Raw genomic sequence first — 23,347 nt, 5'->3', positions numbered from 1 at the left:
CTCACCGCCGTTTGAGCGCCTCGAGTTCTTCGAGCGTGCGCGGCCAGTCCTCGTGCAGCAGTCGCGACAGAGCACGGTCGGCGAGCAGGCGGCCGCCGGTCTGGCACGCCGCACAATAGTTGGTCTCGTTGCTGGCATAGCGGATGCGCTGGACCTTGGCGCCGCATCGTGGGCATGGCAGGCCGTAGCGGCCGTGGACCGCCATCTCGGGACGAAACGCCGTGACCTTCTCCGGAAATTCACCAGCCGCTTCCACGCGCAGACGCTCGGTCCATTCGGTCAGCGTCGCGCGAGTGGCGTCGTATAGCTGTTCGATTTCTTCGGCACTCAGTTTCTGCGTCATCGCAATCGGCGAGAGTTGTGCGCGATGCAGTATCTCGTCGGAGTACGCGTTGCCGATGCCGCTGAATATGTGCGGGTCGGTGAGCGAGCGCTTCAGCGTGTGATTGGACGAGCGCAACGCCGCGCTGAATGCGTCGAGACTCGCGTCGAGCGGTTCGATACCGCCGGCATTCAGAGACGCCAGTCCCGCTTCGCCTTCGACGACGCGGAGCGCGGCGCGGCGCTTCGTGCCCGCTTCTGTCAGCCACAGCCATCCGTTGTCAAACTCGAACGCGACCAGGATGTTTCTGCCGCCGAGTTTGGGCGCGGAAGTTTTCCAATGCAGCCGGCCCGCAATCATGAGATGCAACACGAGCCACAAGCCGCCTTCGACGCCGATCGCGATTTGCTTGCCGAGCCGCCGCACTTCGCCGACCATCTTTCCTGAAGTCGCACTCAGCGGCGGCGTGGTAGACCGCAGCAGGAACGGAGACTTGACCAGCGCGCGGATGAGCTCACGACCAGCGACGCGCGTCCGGATCGCCTCCACGTAAACACTTACATCAGGCAGTTCCGGCATGAGAGTTACCGCGCGCCATGTTAGATTTACGCCGAATCACGCCTGAAGAGGACCCGCCCATGAACTACTTTCTTGCCAAGACCGAACCAAGTACTTACTCGATCGACGACCTCGAGCGCGACCGGCACACCACTTGGGACGGCGTCACTAATCCGCAAGCGGTTCACGCCATCCGTGAGATGAGACCGGGCGACATCGTATTCATCTATCATAGCGGCGGCGTTTCGAGCGTGGTCGGGATGGCCGCGGTGAAGTCGCAGCCGCGCGACGATCCGAAGAATCCCAAATCCGCGGTGGTCGAGTTGGAATTCGCGGGACGCGTCGAGCCACCGGTGACGCTGGCGGAGATCAAGCAGTCCGGAAAATTTGACGATTGGGCGTTGGTGCGCCAAGGGCGTCTCTCGACGATGGCGGTGCCGGAAAAATTCGTGGCATGGATGCGCGCGCGATATCCGAAAGCGAAGATCTAGATAGAAAAAAACGGAGGCGGCTATAAGCCGCCTCCGCGTACCAACGAACTAAACGAGAGCCCGACTACGGCGTGGTCTTCGCCGGCTTCTCTTTGTTGAAAGTCAACGTCATTGCGACGACGCCTGCTGCGACGTTCAAGCCGTTCTGTCCTTCGATCGAGACCGGCTGCAACGCGATCGAGCTGTTGAAGCCTCCGACCAGCACGTTGGCGCCCGCGCCGACTCCGACTGCGGCGCTCGCCGTCGCTCCGCCGTAGTGACCGGCAAGCGCACCCTGGCCGAGGTTGGTGGTCGGGGCCAGAACTGCCCACAGGATTACGCCCGACTGCAGGTATCCGATGTCAGCACCGAACTTCGTGATCGAACCGGTGTAGTACTCGGTGTACCCGGGCTGCAGGGCATACGCGCACTGTAACTTGCGCGACGATCCGAAAATAAAGCCCCATCCGGCCGCGACGTGACAAGTCAGGTATCCTGCGCGGACCGCGGCCCCGCCGCCTGATGCAGCCGGCGCCGGTGCAGGCGCTGCGCCCTGGGCGCGTGCCGATGGCGCACTCGCGGCAAGTGCCACCGCCAACCCAAGTGCGATTACCATTCCTCGTGCTTTCGAATTCATTTTGCCCTCCGTTCTGTGCTGAGGCTTTGCGTTCCGACTGGCGTATGCCAGCGAAAACTTCCTCCCGTTAGTTACCCAGTCGAGGATGCAAACTCGCACTTTGCTTGGCAAAATGCAACACGAGCCACTTTAGTTCGAGCACCGAGTAGCTATTCACTTGACTATAAACTCCCAATGCCGCACCATCCTGCGGTCCTTACTCAAGCTAAGACTTCAGGAGAACTGACTAATGAGCCTCAAGACTATTCTCGCAAGTTTCACCGCCGCTTCGCTGATGGTCTGCACACTTGGCCTGAGCGGGCCGGCCTCTGCACAGCCCTCGCAGAAGCAGCTTGATATCGCAGCCGCCCGCGCGCAGCGCAAGGCAACCGTCGGCGCCAATATGAATCTAACTTCGAATGAAGCCGCCAAGTTCTGGCCGGTTTACGACGCTTACGAAAAGAGCATGGATAGCATCGAGGATCGCCACGTAAGAGAGCTCAAGGAATTCGCCGCAAAGTACAATAATTTCACCGACGCCGACGCTAAGAAGAAGCTCGACGAAGTGATCGCGATCCAGCAGGCGCGGCTCGACGTGCAGAAGGAATTCATTCCGCAGTTCCGCGCCGTCATCTCGCAGGTAAAAGTGACGCGCTTCTACCAGATCGACAACAAGATCCAAGCGCTGATCCAATGCGACATCGCGCAGTTGGTGCCGCTGGCGCAGACGCCGGGCGAGGCCGCTTCGCAGTAGCCGGAACGTAGATCCGAAGGATCGGAGCGGCACGACGAGCTAGCTGCGCGTTATTTCTTGTGCACGCGCGCGATTGCTTCGAGGATAAGCTTGCCGGCCGCTTCGCGATCCATCCAATCGCCGATCTTCACCCACTTCCCCTTCTCGAGATGTTTGTAATGGCGGAAGAAGTGATCGATCTGGTCGAGCATGATCTGCGGCAGGTCGGTGTAGTTCGCGATTCCGTCGAAGTAGGGATTCAGCTCGTCCACCGGCACCGCGAGAATTTTCTCGTCGATGCCGTTCTCGTCTTCCATCAGCAGCGCGCCCACCGGACGGCATCTGATGACCGCGCCGGGCGCGACCGGCACCTGCGGCAGCGCCATGACGTCGCACGGGTCGCCATCTTCGGACAGCGTATTCGGGATGAATCCGTAGTTGGCCGGATAGTACATCGCGGTATGCAGAAAACGATTCACGAACAACGCGCCGGAAGCCTTGTCCAGCTCGTACTTCACCGGCACTCCGCCCTGCGGAATTTCCACGAGCACGTTGATGTCGTCGGGTGGGTTGCGGCCGGGCGGAATTTTGGTGACATCCATGCGATGCGCGCCTCCGAGAAAATTGAACTGAATAGAGCACGCGATCGCGCTCGAGGCCATCGCGAGTCGCCTGAGTCTCGACCTACTTGAGACCGAGCTTCCTGACGCGAGTCGCAAGCGTACTGGAGCTGATGCCGAGCAGCTCCGCGGCACCGCCGCGCCCGTAGATTCTGCCGCCGCAACCTTTCAACGCGGCAGCCATATTGTCCCGCACTCGGCGGTTCATTTCTTTATCCGTGACCACTTCAGATTCTGCGCGTGATGCGGACTCGGCGGTTGCCGGCCGCGAAGACCTTGGCTCGGCGCCGCCAGGAATATCCAGCCGGATCGACCCGGACTGAGACGCGATCACGGCCCGCTCGATAACGTTCTGCAGCTCGCGGACATTTCCGGGCCAATCGTAATCCCGCAATTGCCGCAGGTGGTCCGGATAGCCGCAGGTCCGTCCGATTGAACCGCTTGCTGACCACCTCGAGAAAGTGTTGCGCCAGTATTGGAAGGGCCTCCTGCCGTTCGCGCAGCGGCGGCACCTCAATCGGGAAGACGCTCAACCGGTAGTAGAGATCCTGCCGGAATCGTCCCTGGCGGACGGCTGCCTTCAGATCCTGGTTGCTCGCCGCGATCATGCGGAAGTTGGCGCGGCGCGTTTTTTCGTCCCCAAGCGCCTGGAACTCGCCCTCCTGAAGCACTCGCAGCAGCTTGGGCTGGATCTCGGTCGGCAGGTCGCCCACTTCGTCAAGAAACAGCGTACCGCCATCGGCGAGTTGAAAGCGGCCGACCCTGTCCCTGAACGCTCCGCTGAACGCGCCCTTGACGTGGCCGAAAAACTCGCTCTCAAACAGCTCCCGGGGAATTGCGGTGCAGTTCACTTCGATTAGCGGACGCGCGCGGCGAGGACTGCGCTCGTGGATATTGCGGGCGACCAGCTCCTTGCCCACTCCGGTCTCGCCCAGGATCAGAACCGTGGCATCGGTCGGCGCGACCATTCTGATCCGTTCGATTACTCCGCGCATTGCGGGACTGTTTCCGAGAATCACGTTGCTCCTCGAAAGGTCTCGGACCTCCTCCCGCAGATACGCATTTTGCGATTCAAGGCGCCGGCGCAACTTATCTATTTCATCGAAGGCGCGGGCAATGGCGATCGCCACGGACACCGCATCGGCAAAAATTCCCAGCCACCTGAATCCTGCGTCATCTATGGTGGAGCGGCTGAATACGCCGAGGACGCCTTGCAGCTCTCCACGGAAGGTCAGCGGATATCCGGCGAAGCTTTGCAATCGTTCCAGCCGCGCCAGGTCCGGGGGTGCGATCCGTTGGTGGTCGTCCTTCAGGGACTTTATTAGAATCGGCTTGGAGTCGGACTCTATTTGCGCGACCTTTATCCCACCCCAGTGAAACTCGTCATCGGTCCGCGACCAATCGTTGCGGCGGTAAGCTACACTTATGGTACGACCGGCGCTCGCGATCAAATGATGCCGATGGGATTTGCGCCGTTCGTCATGGTATTCTGGACAGCGTTCGCATAGCTCCCCGGCGCCGCGTTTCAGCCACACTCTTGCCAGCGCAATTCCGCCCCTTCCGGCGAGACCTTCGACGATGCGCTTTAGCGCTACCTCGAGCGAGCCTTCCTGGCTCACTATGTGGGCGACATCCTGTAGAACTTGCGGCTTCATTCTCGCCGCCGCCCCCGGATCATTCGTACGTGAAGACTCATTTTTTACGCAACGGAGTTTCGCTGCGATCGCGCTGCACGACGGAACTTCGTTGCGACTCCTTCCGTCCAACGCTGGCGCTCCCAACTTCTCCAAGCACTTATTGAATTTGTCAACCATGGCACGAGCCGTGCTCCCCATCCCGCTTGTGGCGGACCCAATTTTCGGGAAAGGCGCAATTCTGCGTAATATTTTTGACTCGCGATTGGATCGGGCCCAGATTTTCCAGATCGACCGTTCCAACATGGTCCTTCAACTGCGAACCCTCCGGCGTGCAATCGACGAGGCTGCGCAGGAAATGAAGATGGTAGCCGCCGAGAGGGTATTTGGTAATTCACTCTCTCGAGCACTCGCTCGGGAAGCGCGGAAGTTACATTTGATCGCACGAGACTTGAACCGCTTGCTTCGTCTGGTCGAACGAGCTCGCGTCGCCAAAGAGACAGGACGACCCAAGCCAAAGCGAAAGCAGTTGCATCGAGGGAAGTCACAGCACTGATCTCCAACGCGTGAGTCAGCGACCGTCGCGAGTCATTTGATTGCCTTAGTCCCGACATCGAAATAGATACGGAATAGGGACTCTGGCGGAAATCCAAATGGAGGAACGAAGATGGCGCTTCACGGCGGATGCCTCTGCGGCGGCGTGCGATACGAAATCAACGGCAAGCTGAGCAATGCGGGAAACTGTCACTGCTCGATGTGCCGCAAGAACAGCGGCTCGGCGTTTATCGCAGCGGCGCAGGTCGCGGCGAAGGATTTCAAATGGACCAAGGGCGAGAACCTGATCGGTAGCTACACCTCGTCGCCCGGCGCAAAACGTATGTTCTGCAAGAACTGCGGCTCGCCGCTGGCCGGCGGCGGTGACCCGATCGGCGACAGCCTGTTCCTCTATCTGGGCTCGCTCGACGACGACCCCGGCGTGCGCCCCGGCGCGCACATCTTCGTCGGCTCCAAGGCCCCGTGGTTCGAGATCACCGACAAGCTGCCGCAGTTCAAAGAATTCCCGTCGTAGCCGCTACGCCGAGAAGCGTCGGCGGCTTTGTTGCGTCGCGTTCGAGCGTGATAGTCTCGCGGCTGGAAATATCTCAGACTGCCACGCACGCTGCGGAGCGCATTATGGTTAAGATCGAGCGCGAAATTCCTATTCAGATCGATCCCGGCGAGAATCCGTTTCTTAAAGGGATCTACGCGCCGATCTCGACGGAGATTACTGCTGATGATCTCACTGTAATAGGTGAGATTCCCAGGGACCTCGACGGCGCGTATCTGCGCAACGGGCCTAATCCGATCTTTCAACCGCGGGGGCGGTACCATTGGTTCGACGGCGACGGCATGGTGCATGGCATCGAGTTCCATGACGGCAAGGCGACGTATCGCAATCGCTGGATTCGCACTGAGGCCTTCGCCGCCGAGCAGTTCGCGCAGCGAGCGATATGGCCGGGGCTGATGGATCGTCCCGATCCCAACGTTCCGCGCGGTGCCGGCTCCGACGGATGGCTCAAGGATTCCGCTAACACCGACTTGGTGTTTCACAACGGCTACGCCCTGGCGCTCTGGTATCAGTGCGGGCTGCCCTACAAGCTCGATCCGCGCACGCTGGAAACCTTGGGAGTGGAACGCTTCGGCGGCAAGCTTGAGCGCGCCGTGTCCGCCCACGCCAAGGTCGATCCGGTCAGCGGCGAGTTGCTGTTCTTTGACTACGCAACGAAGCCGCCTTACATGACCTACAACGTAGTCTCAGCGCGCAGCGAACTGACGCATCATGAGCCAATCGCTCTCCCCGGCTCGCGCCTGCCGCATGACATGGCATTCACCGAGCATTACTCGCTGCTGATGGACCTGCCGCTGTTCTGGGATCCGCAACTGCTCGAGCGCAAGGTGCACAAGGTCACCTACTATCCCGAATTGCCGAGCCGTTTCGGAATTCTCCCGCGCTATGGGACCAACGCCGACGTAAGATGGTTCGAGGCGTCGCCTTGCTACATCTACCACGTGGTCAACGCGTGGGAGGACGGCGACGAGTTCGTGATGGAAGCGTGCCGCGTGATCCAGGCGGAACCGGGCGCGAAGCGCGGCGAAGGCGAGCTGGCGCGGATGCGGGCGTTTCTGCGCCTCGAGGCTCAACTGTGCAGGTGGCGCTTCAATCTCGTGACGGGCGCGGTAACTGAAGAACAGCTCGACGACGAAAAGACCGAGTGGCCCACGATCAACCGGCACATGATGGGACGCAAGTCGCGCTACGCCTACAACTCATACGTCCCGCACTACGAAGGGCTGGTGAAGTACGACACTTTGCGCGGCACGTCGGAGAAATATCTCTTCGGCGCGGGACGCACCTCGAATGAAGCACCGTTTGCGCCGCGCCTCGGCGCGCGCGACGAGGACGACGGCTACGTCGTGACGTTCGTCGCGGATTCCGCCGCGTCGAACAGCAGCGAGGTCGTCATACTCGATGCGAAGAATTTCGCCGCCGGTCCAATCGCGCGCGTGAAGATTCCTCAGCGGGTGCCGGTCGGGTTCCACTCGACGTGGGTGCCCGGCGATCAGTTGCGCGCCCGCTAACCGCGCGGGCTATTGATTCGGCGAAGGTAGGGCACGATAGCATCGTTAAACGCTCGCGTGCTATGAAAACGCAGGTTGTGCAACTCTAGCGTTATGGCGGCGGAAGCGTCATTATCCGAGCATCAGTGATAGCTCGTATTCTTAACAGGGTGAGGGTGCTCAAATGAGTGTGATAAGGCACCTCTATGTGCGGATTCGTGAGTCGTCCAACGGACAGACGATGACCGAGTATGCGCTGATTCTGCTCGCCGTCGCTATAGTCGTGTATGCGAGCTACCAGACGTTCGGCACAGCGATCAGTACGGACGTCGCTACTGTCGACCCTCTACTGTAGATTCTGACGCGCCCGCATTCGTTCAGTCCTCTTTCTGCCGTTCAGACGAACCAGTGATTTTCTCGGATTGAACGCTTCGATCTGCAGGGCCGGCGACGGGACGCGAGTTGAAACCGTGCTAGGGGGCCGATAGCGTGATACGCGGGGCGCCGAAACGAAGGGTGTGACTGGCAGGCGGAAATCGATTCTCGCAGCCGTGATTGTTGGCGGCACGATCGCGGTGGCGGCAGGATGCATGCAGACCCAGGAGATCGATCAGACAGTTCCCCCGTACGCGTCCATCTCGGATGAAGCGCGCGATCCCGCCAGCATGCCGACGCCGACGCCATCCGCAAGCAATTCCGGCAGCGTCATGAGCGCGATTGGCTCCGCAATCATGTTTCCGGTTCACCTGCTCTTTTGGTAAGCCTTTCGGGTCGAAATCGAACCAACTACCCTGCTCGCCCGCTTATCCGCTTGATCGCGCTAACTTTCACAAGTCTTGAGACTCCGCGCCTGATCCTCAGGCGGTTTCGCGCTTCAGACCTTGCCAGCTTCATGGCTTATCGAAACGATTGCGAGGTCGCGCGCTACCAGTCATGGGAATCGATCTCGCGCGCCGAAGCGGTGAGATTCATCGCACAGCAGAGCGGCCATCGGCCCGGCATCCCTGGGAAATGGTTTCAATTTGCTGCCGAGGTCAAAGCCGGTGGCGCACTGGCCGGCGATTGCGCGTTGCTCGTTATCAGGACAACGCCGCGAATCGGGGAACTCGGCTACACATTTGCGCGCGCATACCAGCACAGCGGCCTGGCGACCGAGGCCGCGCGAGCCGTGGTGGACTTCGCGTTCGATTCGCTCGGGCTCGACCGCGTCCTCGCGACCACGGATTGCCGCAACGCGCCGTCCGTCGCGCTGATGGAGCGGCTCGGGATGAGACGGGAAGGGCATTTCATCCACAGCGCGTGGTTCAAGGGCGAGTGGTGCGACGAGTATCAGTACGCGATGCTGCGCAAGGAATGGCCGCGCAAGCGTTTTTCTTGACAATCACGCTCGTCGGGTCATTGATCTGACTACTCCACTAAGGAGGATTCGCTAATGACCCGGATAATCGACGCCGACGGCCATATCGTGGAGCCGCGCGCGCTTTGGCAAGACTATGCCGAGCCGCAATTTCGCGATCGGATGATCCAGATTCGGCGCAATCGCGACGGCGGCGACGAACTGTGGATTAACGGCGAGAACCGAAGCCGCCCGTCGCTGCCGGTGGCGGCCTCGATGACGCCCGGCGGACTTTCGGACCTCGAGCGCGCGCGCAAGCTCACCTGGGACGACATCCTGCCTGGCGGCTACGATCCTCACGCTCGAATCAAGGTGATGGATGAAGAGGGGATCGACGTCGCGGTGCTCTACCCGTCGTTGTGGCTGCTCTACGGCGACCTGACCGATCCGCAACTCGCGGCGGCAGCGTGTCGTGCCTACAACAACTGGCTGGCCGACTTCTGCAAGCCCTTTCCGAAGCGACTGTTCGGCGTCGCGCCGATGCCCGTTCAAAGCGTCGATGAGGCGGTGCGCGAGATGCGCCGCGTCGTGCGCGAGCTCGGCTTCAAGGCGGTGTTCGTCAGGCCCAATCCGTTCAACGGCCGCCGCCTTAACGATCCAGCCTATGATCCGTTCTGGCGCGAGGCGCAGGAGCTGGACGTTCCCGTCGCGGTTCACGGCAGTTTCGGTACGCGCATGCCTACGATGGGCGGCGATCGCTATCACGATCCGTTCTTCTTCCACATGGTCTGTCATCCGTTCGAGCAGCAGGCGGCCTGCATGGATATCGTTTGCGGCGGAGTGCTCGCGCGATTTCCAAAACTGACGATCGGGTTTCTCGAGTCGGGAATCGGATGGCTCGGTTACTGGCTCGATCGGATGGATAGTCACCACGAGAAGATGGGTACCTACGTGCCGTGGCTGAAGCGCAAGCCGAGTGAGTATTTCGCCGAGCGATGCTACGTCTCGATGGATCCTGACGAGAGCACGCTCAAGGCGATGATCGATCTCGGCGTCGAGCGCAACGTGCTGTGGGGGTCGGACTACCCGCACTTCGACTGCACCTATCCGGGCGTGGTGCGCGAGGTGACCAGGGCGCTGGGGAAACTGCCGGAGAGCGCGCGCGACAACATCCTGACGCAAAACGCGCTGCGGTTTTACCGGCTCAGTTAGTCAGTCCGCGCGTGCGTGAACGATCGCGCCGCCGATCCCACCGCCAGCAATCACGCCGTGCAGACCTGAGTACATCGAGAATACGAAGTTGTACCATTCAGCGCCGCCAATCTTCTCGATGTCGGCACGCTTGAGCTGGATTCGTTCGACGAACTCAGCGTACCATCGCGCATACTCGGCGTTTAGATCCTCGATATTACCGGGCTGCCATCCTGCATCGCGCAACATCGCCTCAATCTCCGATAATCTAATCGCATGCGGCATCATTGGGTTCGGCGTATCACCGGCCTTCGCGCCGACGGTGTAGTCGAAGATAACGAGCTGCGCTCCACGCTTTGCGACTTTCCTCAGCCCCGCAAGCGCATCGTGCTGGCGATCGAACGCATAGAACGCGTTGAGCATGTAGATGACGTCGTAGGTGCGAGCGACTGTGCGCGGCACGTCGAGCACGTCGCAAACGTGAAGGCCTATGTCGGGATAAGTGGCTCGCGCATATTCGATCGACTCGGCGTCGCGATCGATTCCCTCGACGCGCCCCCATCCATTCCGGAGCAAGTAGTCGCCGCTGCCGCCGCGCCCGCATCCGACATCGAGCAGCCACTGCCGGGGATCTTTCGGGATCGAGCGGAAGGCGCGCTCGATCGCCTCCTCCTCGCCCGCATGCGCATAGTCACCGTCGCGAATCAGCGCGAGAATCCGCTTCCCCTCGAAGGAATTCATGTTCATCGGCTGACTCATACTCAGACCAATATACTAATGCGCGAGCCCCCGCGGTAAGCGGATTACGCTGGTGCTGGGGATAAGGTCTTCAAAGTTGCCGCCATCTATACTTGCGCTATGACAGGAGCGACTCCATAATGCGGCGCGCGCGGCAGATCCTCGGGGAGGGAATAAATGGTTAGTGGAAAGTCCATGATGGGGTTGGCAACGGCGGTGCTCCTGATCTTCGCAGCGCAGGCCCATGCTGGAAGTGCGACATGCAGCAGATCGACTAAGGGCGAAAAAAAGCACACAGCCTCTGACGGCAGTAACTGTCTGGCGAGTTCAGATGGAAGCGGCAAGGCCAAGGCAAAAGCGACGGGAGGCGCCTCTGCGCAAACCTTCGTCGAAACCGGCGGCAAGTCCAACTCCGTCGCGTCGGATCAAGCGATGTCCGAGGCGGAATCGGAAAGCAAGGGCTAAATCAACCGCCCACGCATCAGGCCCAGGCAGCGATGCATTCGTCGATGCTGACCAAAAAGGCATGGCGACGGCGACCGCGACCGGGGGCAGCAACGCCAATGTGACCGCGCTCGGAAAATGCAATGCCACGGGGATGGCCACTGGAGGCTCTCTGTCAATGCCCATTGCGAAGCAGACGGCAGTTTTGTGCACGCGACCGCGACCGGCGGCGGCGAGGCGGATGGTGACGACACGTCTCCGCCGACCTGCATCCCGAACGGCGGGACCGCCACGGTCAGTAGCAGCGGAGGCAACTGCCCATGATCGGAATCGGGAGATAAGACGCTCTACGAAGCCAGACGCCCCGCGCCGGTTCCGAGGTTTGCGCGCTTGATGGCGGTCCCAATCTCTCGCCCTTCGCGCCACGCGTTGTAACGCTCGAGGGACTCCCCCCTTCAGAACGGCACCTTGGCGCTAGTAGCCGTCGTGATAGTAGCGATAGTCTTCGTGTTGCTCGTGGTTGCCTATCGCATACCGGTCGCGCCACCAGCAACGCCGCCGACCACTGCCCCGGGCTAACGGATGCCCGACGGCAGATCCGACAACCGCACCTCCTGCTGCCCCGACTCCCGTACCGATGAGCGTTCCGTTTTCTCGCGGTGTGCCGCATCCTGCCAGCATGGCCGCCAAGATGATCGAACCGCCTGCTCCAGCCAATGTTCTTTTTACCTTCATTAAATCAATACAGGGCATCAAAGGTGCCAGCCAAATTTCATCGCCTGGATTGCGCATCAATATGCGCTATCGGTAAAAGCTTCGCTTTCGGATTGAAGGGCTTTCGGAAATTTTTTCGCCGGACTTCCGAAACCCGTTTATTCGTGAGGATCTGGAAAACAGAACCACCGCTGATCATGCGGCCACGTTTACCTACCCTAAGACGCGAGGCGACCGTCCGCCGGTTCGGCAGTTTCCGCGGTCGCGATTTGTTTGGTTGCAGGCTGGATGGCAGGCGCGATCTCTCGGCCTTCGCGCCACGCGTTGTAGCGTTCCAAAAAGGCTTCCATGTAAGTGTAGAACACTGGAGTTATGTAGAGGGTCAGGAACTGCGAGAAGAACAGTCCTCCTACCACTGCCACACCTAGCGGACGCCGCGACGAGCCGCCGGCGCCTAGCCCTATCGCGATTGGCAAAGTTCCCATTAGCGCCGCCATCGTGGTCATCATGATGGGGCGGAAGCGGATGATGCAGCCTTCGAAGATTGCGTCGGCGGGCGACTTGCCTTCGGTGCGCTGCGCGTCGAGCGCAAAGTCGATCATCATGATAGCGTTTTTCTTGACGAGGCCTACCAGCATGATTACGCCGACGAATGCGAACAAGTCGAGTTCCATGCCGAACAGCCACAGCGTCATCAGCGCGCCGAAACCCGCGGAGGGCAGGCCGGAGAGAATCGTGATCGGATGGATGAAGCTTTCATAGAGCACGCCGAGCACCAGGTAGATGACGAGGATCGTCATCACGAGCAGCACCCCGAGTCCGGAGAGCGACGACTCGAAAGCCTGCGCGGTGCCCTGGAAGTTGGTCGTGATGCTGTCCGGCAGAGTCGACGCGGCAATTTTATTGACCTCGGCGAGCGCCTTGCCGAGCGAAACGCCCGCGGCGACGTCGAACGAAATCGTCGCCGAGGGGAATTGCCCGGAATGGTTAACCTGCAACGGGCCGAGCGATCGCGTGAACTTGACCAGCGTGTCGAGCGGCACCAGCGCGCCGCTGGACGATCGCACGTAGAGCAGTGACAGCGTGCTGGGCTCTGCCTGGTACTCCGGCTCGACCTCCATGATCACCCAATATTCGTCGTTGGGCGCGTAGATGGTCGAGATTTGGCGCGAGCCGTAGGCGTCGTAGAGTGCGTCTTCGATCGCATTGGCGGAGATGCCGAGCGAGTGCGCCTTGTCGCGATCGATATCGACGGTGACCTGCGGATTTTCTACTTGCAGGTCGCTGTTGACGCCGCGCAGGTCGGGCAACTGGCGCAGTTTAGACTCGAATATCGGCGCGTACTTGTACAGCGTCGCGGTGTTCTGACTCTGCAGCGTCATCTGATACATGCTGCGCGTGAATTGCGCGCCGATCCGGATCGGCGGCGGATTCTGCAGGAAGACGCGCAGCCCGGGCACGCTGTTCAATAGCGGCCGCCACTTCGTTATCAACTGATCGACGCTGAGTTTGCGCTGCGACGCGGGCTTCAGGTGCAGAAATATGATTCCCGAATTGCTCGCGCCGCCCGGCCCGCCGGACCCGACGCTGACGAAGTAACTGACGATGCTTGGATCGTCCTTGATGAGGCTGGCGGCGGCGAGCTGATGCTCGACCATCGAGTCGTAGGAAATTCCCTGCGCGGCGAGCGTGAAGATAATCAACTGGTCGGCGTCTTCCGAGGGCAGGAAGCCTTTCGGGATCGCATAGAACATGTAGATCGTCGCGAGCAGCAGCGCGCCGGAAAAATACATCGTTGCGCGGCGATGACGCATCACCCACGTCAGGCTGCGCTGGTAGCCGTCGAGCATGCGATCGAAGTAGCGTTCGGTGACCGCGTAAAACTTGCCGTGGCGCTCGCTGCCCGGCGGGCGCAAAAAGCGCGAACACAGCATCGGCGTCAATGTCAGCGACACAAATCCCGACACCAGGATGGCGGCGCCAATCGTAACGGCGAACTCATGCAGCAGGCGTCCGAGAATGCCGCCCATGAACAGCACCGGGATGAACACGGCGGCGAGCGAGAAGGTCATCGACAAAATCGTGAAGCCGATTTCTTTGGCGCCGTCCAGCGACGCGGTCATCACGTCCTTGCCCATCTCCATGTGGCGCACGATATTCTCGAGCATGACGATAGCGTCGTCGACGACGAAGCCGACGCCGAGCGTAATCGCCATCAGCGAGAGATTGTCGAGCGAGTAGCTGAGCATCCACATGACGGCGAAAGTGCCGATGATCGACATGGGCAGCGCGAGGCTCGGGATGATTGTCGCCGACACGTTGCGCAGGAACAGGAAGATCACCATCACGACCAGGAAGATGGTCAGCAGCAGCGTGAATTGCACGTCGTTGATCGAGGCGCGAATAGTTTCGGCGTAGTTGCCGAGCGTGTTGATATGCAACGCCGCTGGGACTTCCGCCTGGAAGGCCGGAATGAGCCGCATCACGTTGTCCACGACCTGGACCGTGTTGGTGCCGGGCTGACGCTGGATCGCGAGCACCACGGACGGCTCGCCGTTGGCCCATCCCGCGGTCTTGTTGTTCTGCACGCTGTCGAGCGCGCGGCCGACATCGTCGAGCCGCACGGGCGAACCGTTTTGATAGGCGACAATCAGAGATCGGTACGCGGCGGCGTTAGTAAGCTGACCCTTGGTGTCGACGGTGAACGCCTGATGTGAGCCGTAGAGCGTGCCGGTCGGCAGATCGACGTTCGCATTCTGAATGGCGCCCGAGACTTCGTCGATGCCGATGCCGCGCGTGGCGAGCGCCTTCGGATCGAGCTGGATGCGCACGGCGTATTTTTGCGATCCGTAAACCTGCACCTGCGCGACGCCTGAGACCATCGAGATGCGCTCGGCGAGGTAGCTCTCGGCGTACTGATCGACCTGCGAAATCGGCATCGTGCTCGAGCCGAGCCCGAGGTAGAGGATCGGCTGATCTGCTGGATTAACCTTCTTGTAGGACGGTGGACTCGGCATCCCCTGGGGCAATTGCGCTTGCGTCGCGGCGATCGCCGCCTGCACGTCCTGCGCGCCGGCGTCGATGTTGCGCGTCAAGTTGAACTGCAGCGTGATGTTGGTCGAGCCCTGGATGTTGGTCGAGGTCATCGAGTCGAGGCCGGCGATCGTCGAAAACTGTTTTTCGAGCGGGGTCGCGACCGACGACGCCATAGTCTCGGGACTGGCGCCCGGCAGCGTTGCGCTGACGACGATAGTCGGAAAATCGACGTTGGGCAGGTTGTTCACCGGCAGATAGCGATACGCCATCAGCCCGAACAGCACGATCGCGAGCGAGCTCAGCGTCGTCATGACGGGGCGGCGGATAAATGCTTCGGCGATGTTCATGACGCCGCGCCGTTGCCGGTCAAGCCGCTCTTGATGGTGACTGTCGCGCCGGGAATCAGCCGGAGCTGCCCGTCGGTCACGACCGTTTCGCCCGCCTTGAGTCCGCTGTTGACGACAGTCTCGTTGTCGATCGTTTCGCCGATGACGATCGGCCTGAGCTCGACTTTCATTTCCGGCTGCACGACGAAAACGAACGAGCCCTGCTGGCCGGTCTGGACCGCCTGTGACGGCACCAGGATCGCGCCCGGGTGATCGTGGAGGATCAGAGTCGCGTTGACGTACTCGCCCGGCCACAGGCGCCCGTTGGCGTTGTCGAACTGTCCCTTGAGATTTATCGTGCCGGTCTTCGAATCAACGCTGTTGTCGACGAACGTAAGTTCGCCGGACTCGACCCCCTGCTGCTCGGGCAGCGAGACCTGGACTGCCAGTTTGCGCTGCGCCATGAACTCGCGCACAGCGGGCAGCTTCTGCTCGGGAATCGCGAAGTCGACGTACACGGGATGCACCTGGTTGATGACCACCATCGCGGTGTCGGCGTCGGGCTTCACGAGATTGCCGGCATGCACGAGCAGGTCGCCCGTGCGGCCATCGATCGGCGCGCGAATTTTGCAGTACTCGAGATTCAAACGAGCGGTTTGCACGGCCGCTTCGTCAGCTTGCATCGAGGCCGACAGCGCGGCGGCTGTCGCCTCGGCTTGATCGTATTGCTGGCGCGAGCCGACATTCTGCTTGAGCAGAACCGAGTAGCGCTGCTCATCGGTCGCGGCCTCGCGGTACTGTGCGCGATCCTTGGCGAGATTGGCCTGGGCCTGTTGGAGCGCGGCTTCGAATGGGCGCGGATCGATCGTGAACAGCAGGTCGCCTTGCTTGACGTCCTGTCCCTGGCGGAAGTGTACCTGCATGACCTGGCCGTTAATTTGCGCCTTGACATCGACGGTCGAAAAAGCCTCGACGCGGCCTATGGCGCGAATCGTATCGGCTACCGTCTTCTGCACGACCTTGGCCGCGAGAATCGGCACCGCTTCACGCTCACCGAAAGTGTCGGCCGGACCGTGCGAGCATCCTGCCATCGCAATCAGTGCGAGCGCCGGAACGAGAGCTATCGCGGACCATCGCTTCAACGTGAGATTGCCTTTCAACTCCCGAGCTGGATAAACGCGCCGCCGGGATAGAGTCATGGGCTGCCACACTAGAGTCGAGGATATTATCAGGCTCGCGCGAGCCGAGAAAATCAGTAATGAGAACTGAAATCGCGCTCCCGGTCAGTTCCGTTGGGATGACCCAGGGCCGCGCGACGCCTCCGACGTCAGGGCGGGATGGTGCGCCGGCAGTCGGCAGAAGCTGTCGCTCTCGATCTGAAGCGCGCGATTGAATCGCGCGCGCATATTCTCGAGCGCAATGGTCGCGGTCAGATCGACAATTTGTTCGGTGTTGAAATGGCGTTTGAGTTCGTCGAAGACCTCGTCGGGAACGTCGACCGAGGCCAGCGTCATCTCCTCGGTGTAGCGCAGCGCGGCGCGCTCGGCCGGCGTGAACAGCGGATTCTCCAGGTAGTCCGCGAGTGCGGCGAGCTTCTCTTCGCTCAGTCCGGCCGCGCTGCCACCGGCAGCATTGATGTCTATTCAGAAAACGCAGCCGATCATCTGCGCCGCGCGCAAACACACCATGCGCTTCAGCGCCGACGGTGTGACTTTCGAGCTTTCGATCGACTGCTGGAACATCGACATCATGAACGTGATGCCGGGCCGATACGCCCACGCCTTGTATGGAGTGAGCACCTTGCCGACCCGCCGCTTCATCATCCAGGTCAGCGGCTTCAGCATCCAGCTCATCTGATTTTCTTCGAGTCCGTCGATACGCATTGAAATAAACTCCGGCTACGCGGCTCGCTCGGCGGCCGCGCGAGTCTCATCCGACTGACTATAGAGGATAGCAGTAATTGCGATTAGCAAGATCGCAGGAATGTAGATACCCAATACCTCAGTCACAAGATACTCAGTCGAGAGCAGCCCCGCGGCGTGTGAGTATAGGTGCAGGGCGGAATGCATTAAGCCTGCGACCGCGGCAACGGCAACGGCGATCGCGTTGCGGCGCGGATTCAGCGCAGCCGCGACCAGTCCCACCCCGACAGCGAGGAAAAATGTCCCGCCGTCCATCACGAGATGCATATTGTACGCGCCCGTCTCTGGCACGCCCGGCACCAGCTTGAAGAACCACGCGGAAGGAAAGAAGAACATCTCGATTCCGTTGCCGACGTGTAGCACGGCCAGAATCCAGAGAATCGGAACGATCCAACCGGGCGTTTTGGATTTCATGCTGCACCTTCCCGCGACTAGATTTACATCGCCGCCGATAGCGAGGCCACGAGTCGCCGGGCCCAACTTTGTCATTCTGATCGAAGCTAGTGGCAGTGATCGCTGTCTCTGTCCTCCTTAGCGAAGCTAGCAACTGCAATCTGTAATCCTGACCGAAGTGAGCAACGCGAGCGAAGCGGAAGGATCTCGGACAGCTTCGCGTCAGCGAAGCCGGTTCCGGTTTTGAGTCGCTGCATCCATTTCGTTTTCAGGCGAAACTTGGGGATGAACTGTTCAGCCTTACCGGCACGGGTTTGTCGTGCTACCTAACAGGGTATGAACACCGGCAGGACGAATACTCACAGCTCTTGCTCGAATTCGTACGAGACCAACTTCCGGCAGAAGACAAAATTTGACGGAACGAAACTACCGACGGTGTACGGCTCCGTTCGACACCACAACAGGATGTATAAAGCTCGACCGATTGTTCCGAGGAGAACACGTCGCCTGCGAGCCGCTAGATGCTCAGATGATAGAGTTCCGCGACGTTGTCGTGCAGGACCAGGTTCTTCTCGTCCGCAGTCATGCCCTCGGTTTGCTTCTTCAAAACGTCCTGCGACCATGGCCAGGTCGAGTCGCTATGCGGGAAGTCGCTCGCCCACATCAGGCGATGGATGTTGCAAAGATGCCGGACCTGGAATGCTACGTAGTCGTCCTGGAAGGTAGTGTAAACGTTCTCGCGGAAATACTCACTTGGCATCTTGCTGAGCGTGCCGGCCGGTAGCCAGTAGCGATGCCGGTTGTATGCATGATCCATCCGGTACATATAGTGCGGCACCCATCCGGCGTCGGCCTCGACGCATACTACTTTCAACTTCGGATGGCGCTCGAATACCCCGCCGAGAACGAAAGTGCCGATGATGTCCTGGCATCCGCGGATGATCGACAGGAAGCTGTTCAGCTTGGGCCCGCGCGTCTGGAAGTTGTCGCTGGTGCTGGTCAGGATGTGGAAGCTCAGCGGCATCTGGAGATCGATCGCGGCCTCATAGAACGGCGCATAGATAGGACTGTCGTAGTCCTCGAGCGCGGGGTTGCCGGGCATCATGACGCCCTTGAGCCCGAGTTCTTTCATCTTGCGGAGATCAGAGATTCCTTCCTCAACGGAACGCATTGCAGTCTGCCCGCATCCTATCAACCTGTCGGGATGCGCGGCGCAGTACTCGCCTATCCACAGGTTGTAGGCGTCGAAGCAGGCCTTCTTGTAGTCGAAGTCGCGATGGTTGCAGAGCACCATGCCGACGGTTGGGTAGATGACTTCGGCGGCGACGCCGTCGCGATCCTGGTCGGCCATGCGCGCGTTGGGATCCCATCCGCCCCGATGCATCTCTTCGAACTTCGCGCCTATCGTCCTCAGCTCGCTTGCGTCCTTGCCTGCTGCGGCGGCGAGAGCGACGTTGATGGGACGCGGGAAGTCCTTGACGATGAACACATCGCCGAGCTTCTCGTCGTGAACCATGTGCGGAGCCGTATCTTTATACTTGCGATCGATTCGATCGATGTAGGTATTGGGCGGCTCGGTTATATGAGAGTCGGCTGAGATGATTGGCTTCTGCATCGTATGCCCTCGATTGGCCGTTGCGCTGGAATTTCTATTACTAAAGCGTTGTCGCCTTTACAACGCCGCGGTTCCATACCGATCGGTCTGGACCACGAGGAAGCGCGCGCGATATAGATAGCGAATCGAGGAACACGCCGATGGATTACGATCTCAAGATCACAGGTGGCACGATTTACGACGGTACCGGCGCGCCCGGGCGTGTCGGCGACGTTGCGATCAAGGACGGCAAGATCGCGGCCGTCGGCGAGGCGAAGGGCAAGGCTGCCGCGACCCTCGAGGCGAAGGGAAAGGTGGTCGCGCCGGGCTTCGTCGATATTCACACCCATTACGATGCGCAGGTCATGTGGGATCGGATGATGACGATCTCGCCGTGGCACGGCGTGACAACCGTTGTCATGGGCAACTGTGGATTCGGCGTGGCGCCTACGCGCCCCGAGCATCGCGGGCTGATCATGCGGACGCTCGAGAACGTCGAGGGGATGAGCCTGAAGGCGCTCGAAACCGGGCTCGGCTATGAATGGCCGTTCGAGAGCTTCGAAGATTACATGGACACGATAGAGCGGCGCGGCACCGCGATCAACCTCGGCGCGCTGGTGGGACACACTCCGATAAGACTCTACGTGATGGGCGAGGAAGCGACCGAGCGGTCCGCGAGTGCGGACGAAGTCGCGGCGATGAAGGTTCTCGTGCGCCGTGCGATGGACGCCGGCGCGATCGGATTCGCGACCTCGAAGTCGCCGACTCACGTTGGCTACAGCGGCAAGCCTGTCCCCAGCCGTATGTCGGATTTCGACGAGATCAGAACGCTCGCGTCGGCGATGGGTGAGGCGGGCCACGGAATCATGCAGGCGACGATCGGACGCGAGTTGTTCCTGCGCGAGTTTGCGGAAATCGCGCGCGAGATTCACCGCCCGATTACCTACACAGCCCTGCTCGCAGGAATGAACGGTCCCGGCGGACATCGCGGGCCGCTCGCGGCGTCGCAGAAGCTGTGCGACGAGGGACTCAGCATCATACCGCAGGTCACCTGTCGTCCTTTGAACTTCGAATTCCAGTTCAAGGCGCCGTTTATTTTCGAGAGCATGAGCGTGTTCGCGCCGGTGTCAGCGGCGGACTTCGAAGGCAAGAAGAAAATCTACGCCGACCTGGAATTCCGCCGCGCGTTCAAATCCAAGGCGGGTGAGGGCTCGCGCGGTGCGTTCGCCAACCGATGGGATCGCACCGTGATCTCGTTCTCGCCAAGTGATCCATCGCTCGAAGAGCGCAACCTGAATGAAGTGGCGCGCGAGCGCGGCGTCGATCCGATCGACTTGGCGCTCGATCTCGCGCTGGCGTCGAATCTCGAAGCGCGCTTTCGCATGTCGATCCTCAACAACGTCGAAGATGAAGTCGCCGAGTTGCTGGCTGGACGGCACACGGTGCTGGGCCTCTCCGACGCGGGCGCACATGCGAGCCAGCTATGCGACGCGTGCTTTTCGACCTACATGCTCGGGCGTTGGGTGCGTGAGAAACGGGCAATCCCGATGGAACGCGCCATCTGGATGCTGAGCGCGCGCCCGGCCGAAGTATTCGGCATCACGGACCGAGGACGACTGCTTCCGGGACTCGCGGGCGACGTCACGATTTTCGATCCAGATAGGGTAGGCGCAAGTAAACTTCGCCGCGTATACGACCTGCCGGCAAACCAGGATCGCCTGGTCGCCGACGCGGAGGGTATCGACGCGGTAATAGTGAACGGCACTGTCATCCGGCGCGAGAACAAGGATCAAGTCGCGGCCGACGGCTCATTGCCGGGCAAGCTACTCCGACACGGCCACGCCACAGCATAGCGCGAGTCTTAGGATAAGGTTCGCAGGCAGTGGGCCGAGTCCTATCCGGAGCCTCGCGCATCCTAGCTCTTAGATTTGCAATTCCTAGTAACTCCAGCAATTATAATTGTTGAAACCGTCGCTACAACTGCCGTTAACGAAGCATTGGGGACCTATCGGGAACCTAAAGGAGCAGTTACTTGGAGATCGACAAAATCGTCGCTGACTTGAAGAAGGAAAGAGACCGGCTGGTGCGCGCGATCACCGCGTTAGTGGGAGCGGGAGCGGCTACCGGTGCCAAGCGAGGCCGCAAGCCCGGTCGCAAGGCGGCTACCACGAAGCGAAAGCGGCGCGGCGGTATCTCCAAGGAAGGCAGGAAGCGCCTGTCGGAACTCATGAAGAAACGGTGGGCCGAGCGCAGAAAGAAAGGAATGACGAAACTCGGTAAATAGCGGGACGGCCGGGTTAGGTAGCCGTCTCAAGCGTGCGGTTGATTCACGACCGTCGCGTCCGCACAATCTTCAGATGGCGAATTCAGTACAGCACGCGTTCGATCTTGCGGCGGAGGATTACGACCGCACGCGGCGTCGCCTGGTGCCGGGCTTCGACGACTTCTACCGGGCGGCGATCGATCTAATCCGGTTTCCGCGCGAGAGCGAGCTCAAGGTTCTCGATCTCGGCGCCGGCACGGGGCTGATGGCCGCGTTCATCGCGTATAGTTTCCCCAATGCGCGAATCACGATGGTGGACATCTCGAACGAGATGCTCGAGCGCGCGCGTGCGCGTTTCGAGCTGGCAGGCGAGCGCTTTCGCTTCGAGGTCTCCGACTACGGCGTTGATCCGATCCAGGAAAAATACGACGTGGTGATATCTGCGCTGTCGATACATCACCTGAGCGACGACCAGAAGCGCTCGCTGTTCAATCGAATCCACGGCGCGCTCAACGACGGTGGAGTATTCGTCAACGCCGAGCAGTTTCGTTGTTCGACGCCGGAGCGGCACCGGTTCCATCACGAGCGATGGGTCACGCGGGTGCGCGAATTGGGGGTGGACGATCGCGACCTGGCGGCGGCGCTCGAGCGGATGAAGTTCGATCGCGCGGCGACGCTCGAGGATCAACTCGAATGGCTGCGCGAGGCAGGGTTCCGCGACATCGATTGCGCCTACAAGAACCTGATCTTCGCCGTGTACTGCGGTCTCAAGTAGTAGCGCTCAGCATGCGAATTGCGTGCCCCGCGGCCGCGAGAAATGCCGGGTCCGGATCGAGCGCGTGTTCGCGCAAACAAACCTCGGTGAATTTGATCGCGTGCTCGTCGCCACACGCGATCGCACGGTCGACTAGATCATCCTTGTTTCCGATCGTGATCTCGCCGAAGCGCGACAGGTCTGTCGTCGTTCCAAAAGTTGCGTGCATCGCGGCCGCCGTTTGCCACGCGTATGCGAGCGCGGCATGCGTGGTCGCCTCGCGCAGGTACGGGAGGAGTGGGCGCAAAGCCGATGGGCCAGTCACGGCGTGGACGAACGCGATGGTCGTGTAAGTGTTGCGAGCGTTGGCGAGAAAGACGCGCGCAAACGTGCCAGCGAGGTCGGACATGAAGGCGGACGTGTCGCCATTCGGATCGACGGCGTCGAGTGTCTCGCTGAACGGCGGGAAGGAATCGAGCTGCGCAAGCGCGTCGGTGAACGCGCCAAAGTTGCTGCGGCGAGTCTCGAGTGGAATCATCGGCACGCGAGCGATCGCCTCTGATGGCTTCGCACGAACCGGCGTGTGGCGGTTTGCGGGAAGCGGCAAGTAGTCGGCGGCCCAATAGGCGAGACCGTCGGCCAGTTCGCGGCGGCGCGCGGGAGTGTCTTCGAGAGCGAGCGCGCGAACTGCATGCCCGGTGCGAATGACTCCGTGCGTCGCGGCCGCCATTAGGCCGGGCGCGAGCCGCGCGGCCCAAATATCGAGCACGGATTGCCATGGGTGCGCCTCGAGCTCGTTGCGAAAGAACTCGAACCAATCCTCGGTGCGGCGGAGGTCGCCGAGCGCAGCGCGCCAGTTGTCACCAGTCAGCCGCGCGACTCGAGCACGACGCGGCGCGAGCGAGTGTCGGTAATGCTCGAACCACGGCATCACGGCGTCGGCGCGCCGCATCGCACACATCGCTTCGATCGCCATCGGCGCGTGATTGGAGAAGCCGTTGCTCAGGTCAGGACCCATCGGCGCCATGATTTCGAGCGTTTCATCGAGGGCTGCGTAGTCGGCGGGATTCATCGTTTCACCTAGC

25 protein-coding genes and 2 pseudogenes are annotated in these 23,347 nt (G+C 60.7%); 13 read left to right on the top strand and 14 right to left on the bottom strand.

Annotated elements, in window-relative coordinates; translation table 11 throughout:
* Nucleotide 1: 1 nt before the first annotated feature.
* Nucleotides 2–901 carry an Fpg/Nei family DNA glycosylase gene (locus VJX68_RS06295; RefSeq protein ID WP_324094815.1) on the bottom strand — a complete coding sequence of 300 codons (900 nt, stop codon included), beginning with the start codon at nucleotides 899–901 and terminating at the stop codon, nucleotides 2–4.
* A 59-nt stretch (nucleotides 902–960) separates the two neighbouring features.
* Here VJX68_RS06295 and VJX68_RS06290 point away from each other — a divergent pair, with 59 nt between their 5' ends.
* Nucleotides 961–1,371, top strand: a complete 411-nt coding sequence (locus VJX68_RS06290; RefSeq protein WP_324094814.1) for an EVE domain-containing protein — start codon at nucleotides 961–963, stop codon at nucleotides 1,369–1,371.
* A gap of 64 nt (nucleotides 1,372–1,435) precedes the next feature.
* Here VJX68_RS06290 and VJX68_RS06285 read toward each other — a convergent pair whose 3' ends face one another.
* Complete coding sequence (locus tag VJX68_RS06285; protein WP_324094813.1) at nucleotides 1,436–1,987, bottom strand: DUF992 domain-containing protein; 552 nt, start codon at nucleotides 1,985–1,987, stop codon at nucleotides 1,436–1,438.
* Nucleotides 1,988–2,216: 229 nt separating this feature from the next.
* Between VJX68_RS06285 and VJX68_RS06280 the strand changes: the two genes are divergently transcribed.
* Complete coding sequence (locus tag VJX68_RS06280; protein ID WP_324094812.1) at nucleotides 2,217–2,720, top strand: hypothetical protein; 504 nt, start codon at nucleotides 2,217–2,219, stop codon at nucleotides 2,718–2,720.
* A gap of 50 nt (nucleotides 2,721–2,770) precedes the next feature.
* Here VJX68_RS06280 and ppa read toward each other — a convergent pair whose 3' ends face one another.
* The 4 genes and pseudogenes from ppa to VJX68_RS19440 all read right to left on the bottom strand — a co-directional run.
* On the bottom strand, nucleotides 2,771–3,301 hold the full coding sequence (gene ppa, locus VJX68_RS06275; RefSeq protein ID WP_324094811.1) for an inorganic diphosphatase: 531 nt from the start codon (nucleotides 3,299–3,301) through the stop codon (nucleotides 2,771–2,773).
* Between the two features lie 82 nt (nucleotides 3,302–3,383).
* Nucleotides 3,384–3,527, bottom strand: coding sequence for a hypothetical protein (locus VJX68_RS06270; protein WP_324094810.1), 144 nt, complete (start codon nucleotides 3,525–3,527; stop codon nucleotides 3,384–3,386).
* A 141-nt stretch (nucleotides 3,528–3,668) separates the two neighbouring features.
* Nucleotides 3,669–3,713: pseudogene (locus VJX68_RS19445) on the bottom strand (AAA-type ATPase lid domain-containing protein); the annotation flags it as partial.
* A 166-nt stretch (nucleotides 3,714–3,879) separates the two neighbouring features.
* Nucleotides 3,880–4,974 (bottom strand): annotated as a pseudogene (locus VJX68_RS19440) (sigma 54-interacting transcriptional regulator); the annotation flags it as partial.
* Nucleotides 4,975–5,620: 646 nt separating this feature from the next.
* On the opposite strand from VJX68_RS19440, the gene VJX68_RS06255 reads away from it, so the two are divergent.
* The 6 genes from VJX68_RS06255 (at nucleotide 5,621) to VJX68_RS06230 (ending at nucleotide 10,099) form a co-directional block, all read left to right on the top strand.
* Nucleotides 5,621–6,022 carry a GFA family protein gene (locus VJX68_RS06255; RefSeq protein WP_324094807.1) on the top strand — a complete coding sequence of 134 codons (402 nt, stop codon included), beginning with the start codon at nucleotides 5,621–5,623 and terminating at the stop codon, nucleotides 6,020–6,022.
* Nucleotides 6,023–6,126: 104 nt separating this feature from the next.
* Entirely contained in the window at nucleotides 6,127–7,572 is a 1,446-nt protein-coding gene (locus VJX68_RS06250) for a carotenoid oxygenase family protein (protein WP_324094806.1), read from the top strand.
* Nucleotides 7,573–7,735: 163 nt separating this feature from the next.
* Nucleotides 7,736–7,906 (top strand): Flp family type IVb pilin, encoded by a 171-nt coding sequence (locus VJX68_RS06245; RefSeq protein WP_324094805.1) that lies wholly within the window; start codon nucleotides 7,736–7,738, stop codon nucleotides 7,904–7,906.
* A gap of 163 nt (nucleotides 7,907–8,069) precedes the next feature.
* Nucleotides 8,070–8,312, top strand: coding sequence for a hypothetical protein (locus VJX68_RS06240; protein ID WP_324094804.1), 243 nt, complete (start codon nucleotides 8,070–8,072; stop codon nucleotides 8,310–8,312).
* Nucleotides 8,313–8,362: 50 nt separating this feature from the next.
* A complete protein-coding gene (locus VJX68_RS06235) occupies nucleotides 8,363–8,929 on the top strand; it encodes a GNAT family N-acetyltransferase (protein ID WP_349255888.1) in 567 nt (188 codons plus the stop codon).
* A gap of 54 nt (nucleotides 8,930–8,983) precedes the next feature.
* On the top strand, nucleotides 8,984–10,099 hold the full coding sequence (locus tag VJX68_RS06230; RefSeq protein ID WP_324094802.1) for an amidohydrolase family protein: 1,116 nt from the start codon (nucleotides 8,984–8,986) through the stop codon (nucleotides 10,097–10,099).
* Here VJX68_RS06230 and VJX68_RS06225 read toward each other — a convergent pair whose 3' ends face one another.
* Nucleotides 10,100–10,819 (bottom strand): class I SAM-dependent methyltransferase, encoded by a 720-nt coding sequence (locus tag VJX68_RS06225; RefSeq protein ID WP_324094801.1) that lies wholly within the window; start codon nucleotides 10,817–10,819, stop codon nucleotides 10,100–10,102.
* Between the two features lie 174 nt (nucleotides 10,820–10,993).
* Here VJX68_RS06225 and VJX68_RS06220 point away from each other — a divergent pair, with 174 nt between their 5' ends.
* Nucleotides 10,994–11,281, top strand: a complete 288-nt coding sequence (locus VJX68_RS06220) for a hypothetical protein (RefSeq protein WP_324094800.1) — start codon at nucleotides 10,994–10,996, stop codon at nucleotides 11,279–11,281.
* 616 nt (nucleotides 11,282–11,897) lie between these two features.
* Complete coding sequence (locus VJX68_RS06215) at nucleotides 11,898–12,071, top strand: hypothetical protein (RefSeq protein WP_324094799.1); 174 nt, start codon at nucleotides 11,898–11,900, stop codon at nucleotides 12,069–12,071.
* A 121-nt stretch (nucleotides 12,072–12,192) separates the two neighbouring features.
* On the opposite strand, the gene VJX68_RS06210 is transcribed toward VJX68_RS06215, so the two are convergent.
* The 6 genes from VJX68_RS06210 to VJX68_RS06185 all read right to left on the bottom strand — a co-directional run bounded on the left by VJX68_RS06210 (nucleotide 12,193) and on the right by VJX68_RS06185 (nucleotide 19,266).
* A complete protein-coding gene (locus VJX68_RS06210) occupies nucleotides 12,193–15,357 on the bottom strand; it encodes an efflux RND transporter permease subunit (RefSeq protein WP_324094798.1) in 3,165 nt (1,054 codons plus the stop codon).
* Nucleotides 15,354–16,478 (bottom strand): efflux RND transporter periplasmic adaptor subunit, encoded by a 1,125-nt coding sequence (locus tag VJX68_RS06205; RefSeq protein ID WP_324094797.1) that lies wholly within the window; start codon nucleotides 16,476–16,478, stop codon nucleotides 15,354–15,356. Before VJX68_RS06205 ends, VJX68_RS06210 begins: the two co-directional genes overlap by 4 nt.
* Nucleotides 16,479–16,619: 141 nt before the next feature.
* Nucleotides 16,620–16,850, bottom strand: coding sequence for a carboxymuconolactone decarboxylase family protein (locus VJX68_RS06200; RefSeq protein ID WP_324094796.1), 231 nt, complete (start codon nucleotides 16,848–16,850; stop codon nucleotides 16,620–16,622).
* Between the two features lie 129 nt (nucleotides 16,851–16,979).
* Entirely contained in the window at nucleotides 16,980–17,219 is a 240-nt protein-coding gene (locus VJX68_RS06195; RefSeq protein WP_324094795.1) for a hypothetical protein, read from the bottom strand.
* A 15-nt stretch (nucleotides 17,220–17,234) separates the two neighbouring features.
* The gene (locus VJX68_RS06190; protein WP_324094794.1) at nucleotides 17,235–17,672 is read right to left on the bottom strand and encodes a hypothetical protein; all 438 of its coding nucleotides are present in this window, start codon (nucleotides 17,670–17,672) and stop codon (nucleotides 17,235–17,237) included.
* A 496-nt stretch (nucleotides 17,673–18,168) separates the two neighbouring features.
* Nucleotides 18,169–19,266 (bottom strand): amidohydrolase family protein, encoded by a 1,098-nt coding sequence (locus VJX68_RS06185; RefSeq protein WP_324094793.1) that lies wholly within the window; start codon nucleotides 19,264–19,266, stop codon nucleotides 18,169–18,171.
* 140 nt (nucleotides 19,267–19,406) lie between these two features.
* Between VJX68_RS06185 and VJX68_RS06180 the strand changes: the two genes are divergently transcribed.
* From VJX68_RS06180 to VJX68_RS06170, 3 genes are all read left to right on the top strand, one after another.
* Nucleotides 19,407–21,098 carry an N-acyl-D-amino-acid deacylase family protein gene (locus VJX68_RS06180; RefSeq protein ID WP_324094792.1) on the top strand — a complete coding sequence of 564 codons (1,692 nt, stop codon included), beginning with the start codon at nucleotides 19,407–19,409 and terminating at the stop codon, nucleotides 21,096–21,098.
* Nucleotides 21,099–21,277: 179 nt separating this feature from the next.
* Nucleotides 21,278–21,529: a hypothetical protein gene (locus VJX68_RS06175; RefSeq protein WP_324094791.1), complete on the top strand. Its 252-nt coding sequence runs from the start codon at nucleotides 21,278–21,280 to the stop codon at nucleotides 21,527–21,529.
* A 73-nt stretch (nucleotides 21,530–21,602) separates the two neighbouring features.
* Nucleotides 21,603–22,283 (top strand): class I SAM-dependent methyltransferase, encoded by a 681-nt coding sequence (locus tag VJX68_RS06170; RefSeq protein ID WP_324094790.1) that lies wholly within the window; start codon nucleotides 21,603–21,605, stop codon nucleotides 22,281–22,283.
* On the opposite strand, the gene VJX68_RS06165 is transcribed toward VJX68_RS06170, so the two are convergent.
* Nucleotides 22,276–23,334 (bottom strand): questin oxidase family protein, encoded by a 1,059-nt coding sequence (locus tag VJX68_RS06165; protein ID WP_324094789.1) that lies wholly within the window; start codon nucleotides 23,332–23,334, stop codon nucleotides 22,276–22,278. The two genes, VJX68_RS06170 and VJX68_RS06165, sit on opposite strands and share 8 nt — an antisense overlap.
* Nucleotides 23,335–23,347 lie beyond the last annotated feature (13 nt).

It is taken from the genome of Binatus sp. (SeqCode) (assembly GCF_035272065.1).
Taxonomy (GTDB): domain Bacteria; phylum Desulfobacterota; class Binatia; order Binatales; family Binataceae; genus Binatus.
Note: the sequence above shows the minus strand (reverse complement) of the source record. Positions and strands in the feature narration are given on the sequence as shown.

Bases quoted from the DNA above. Each gene is read 5' to 3' on its own strand.
- VJX68_RS06295 (WP_324094815.1), bottom strand. From the start codon at position 901: ATGCCGGAACTGCCTGATGTAAGTGTTTACGTGGAGGCGATCCGGACG.
- VJX68_RS06290 (WP_324094814.1), top strand. From the start codon at position 961: ATGAACTACTTTCTTGCCAAGACCGAACCAAGTACTTACTCGATCGAC.
- VJX68_RS06285 (WP_324094813.1), bottom strand. From the start codon at position 1,987: ATGAATTCGAAAGCACGAGGAATGGTAATCGCACTTGGGTTGGCGGTG.
- VJX68_RS06280 (WP_324094812.1), top strand. From the start codon at position 2,217: ATGAGCCTCAAGACTATTCTCGCAAGTTTCACCGCCGCTTCGCTGATG.
- ppa (WP_324094811.1), bottom strand. From the start codon at position 3,301: ATGGATGTCACCAAAATTCCGCCCGGCCGCAACCCACCCGACGACATC.
- VJX68_RS06270 (WP_324094810.1), bottom strand. From the start codon at position 3,527: ATGAACCGCCGAGTGCGGGACAATATGGCTGCCGCGTTGAAAGGTTGC.
- VJX68_RS06255 (WP_324094807.1), top strand. From the start codon at position 5,621: ATGGCGCTTCACGGCGGATGCCTCTGCGGCGGCGTGCGATACGAAATC.
- VJX68_RS06250 (WP_324094806.1), top strand. From the start codon at position 6,127: ATGGTTAAGATCGAGCGCGAAATTCCTATTCAGATCGATCCCGGCGAG.
- VJX68_RS06245 (WP_324094805.1), top strand. From the start codon at position 7,736: ATGAGTGTGATAAGGCACCTCTATGTGCGGATTCGTGAGTCGTCCAAC.
- VJX68_RS06230 (WP_324094802.1), top strand. From the start codon at position 8,984: ATGACCCGGATAATCGACGCCGACGGCCATATCGTGGAGCCGCGCGCG.
- VJX68_RS06225 (WP_324094801.1), bottom strand. From the start codon at position 10,819: ATGAATTCCTTCGAGGGGAAGCGGATTCTCGCGCTGATTCGCGACGGT.
- VJX68_RS06220 (WP_324094800.1), top strand. From the start codon at position 10,994: ATGGTTAGTGGAAAGTCCATGATGGGGTTGGCAACGGCGGTGCTCCTG.
- VJX68_RS06215 (WP_324094799.1), top strand. From the start codon at position 11,898: ATGAGCGTTCCGTTTTCTCGCGGTGTGCCGCATCCTGCCAGCATGGCC.
- VJX68_RS06210 (WP_324094798.1), bottom strand. From the start codon at position 15,357: ATGAACATCGCCGAAGCATTTATCCGCCGCCCCGTCATGACGACGCTG.
- VJX68_RS06200 (WP_324094796.1), bottom strand. From the start codon at position 16,850: ATGACGCTGGCCTCGGTCGACGTTCCCGACGAGGTCTTCGACGAACTC.
- VJX68_RS06195 (WP_324094795.1), bottom strand. From the start codon at position 17,219: ATGCGTATCGACGGACTCGAAGAAAATCAGATGAGCTGGATGCTGAAG.
- VJX68_RS06190 (WP_324094794.1), bottom strand. From the start codon at position 17,672: ATGAAATCCAAAACGCCCGGTTGGATCGTTCCGATTCTCTGGATTCTG.
- VJX68_RS06185 (WP_324094793.1), bottom strand. From the start codon at position 19,266: ATGCAGAAGCCAATCATCTCAGCCGACTCTCATATAACCGAGCCGCCC.
- VJX68_RS06180 (WP_324094792.1), top strand. From the start codon at position 19,407: ATGGATTACGATCTCAAGATCACAGGTGGCACGATTTACGACGGTACC.
- VJX68_RS06170 (WP_324094790.1), top strand. From the start codon at position 21,603: ATGGCGAATTCAGTACAGCACGCGTTCGATCTTGCGGCGGAGGATTAC.
- VJX68_RS06165 (WP_324094789.1), bottom strand. From the start codon at position 23,334: ATGAATCCCGCCGACTACGCAGCCCTCGATGAAACGCTCGAAATCATG.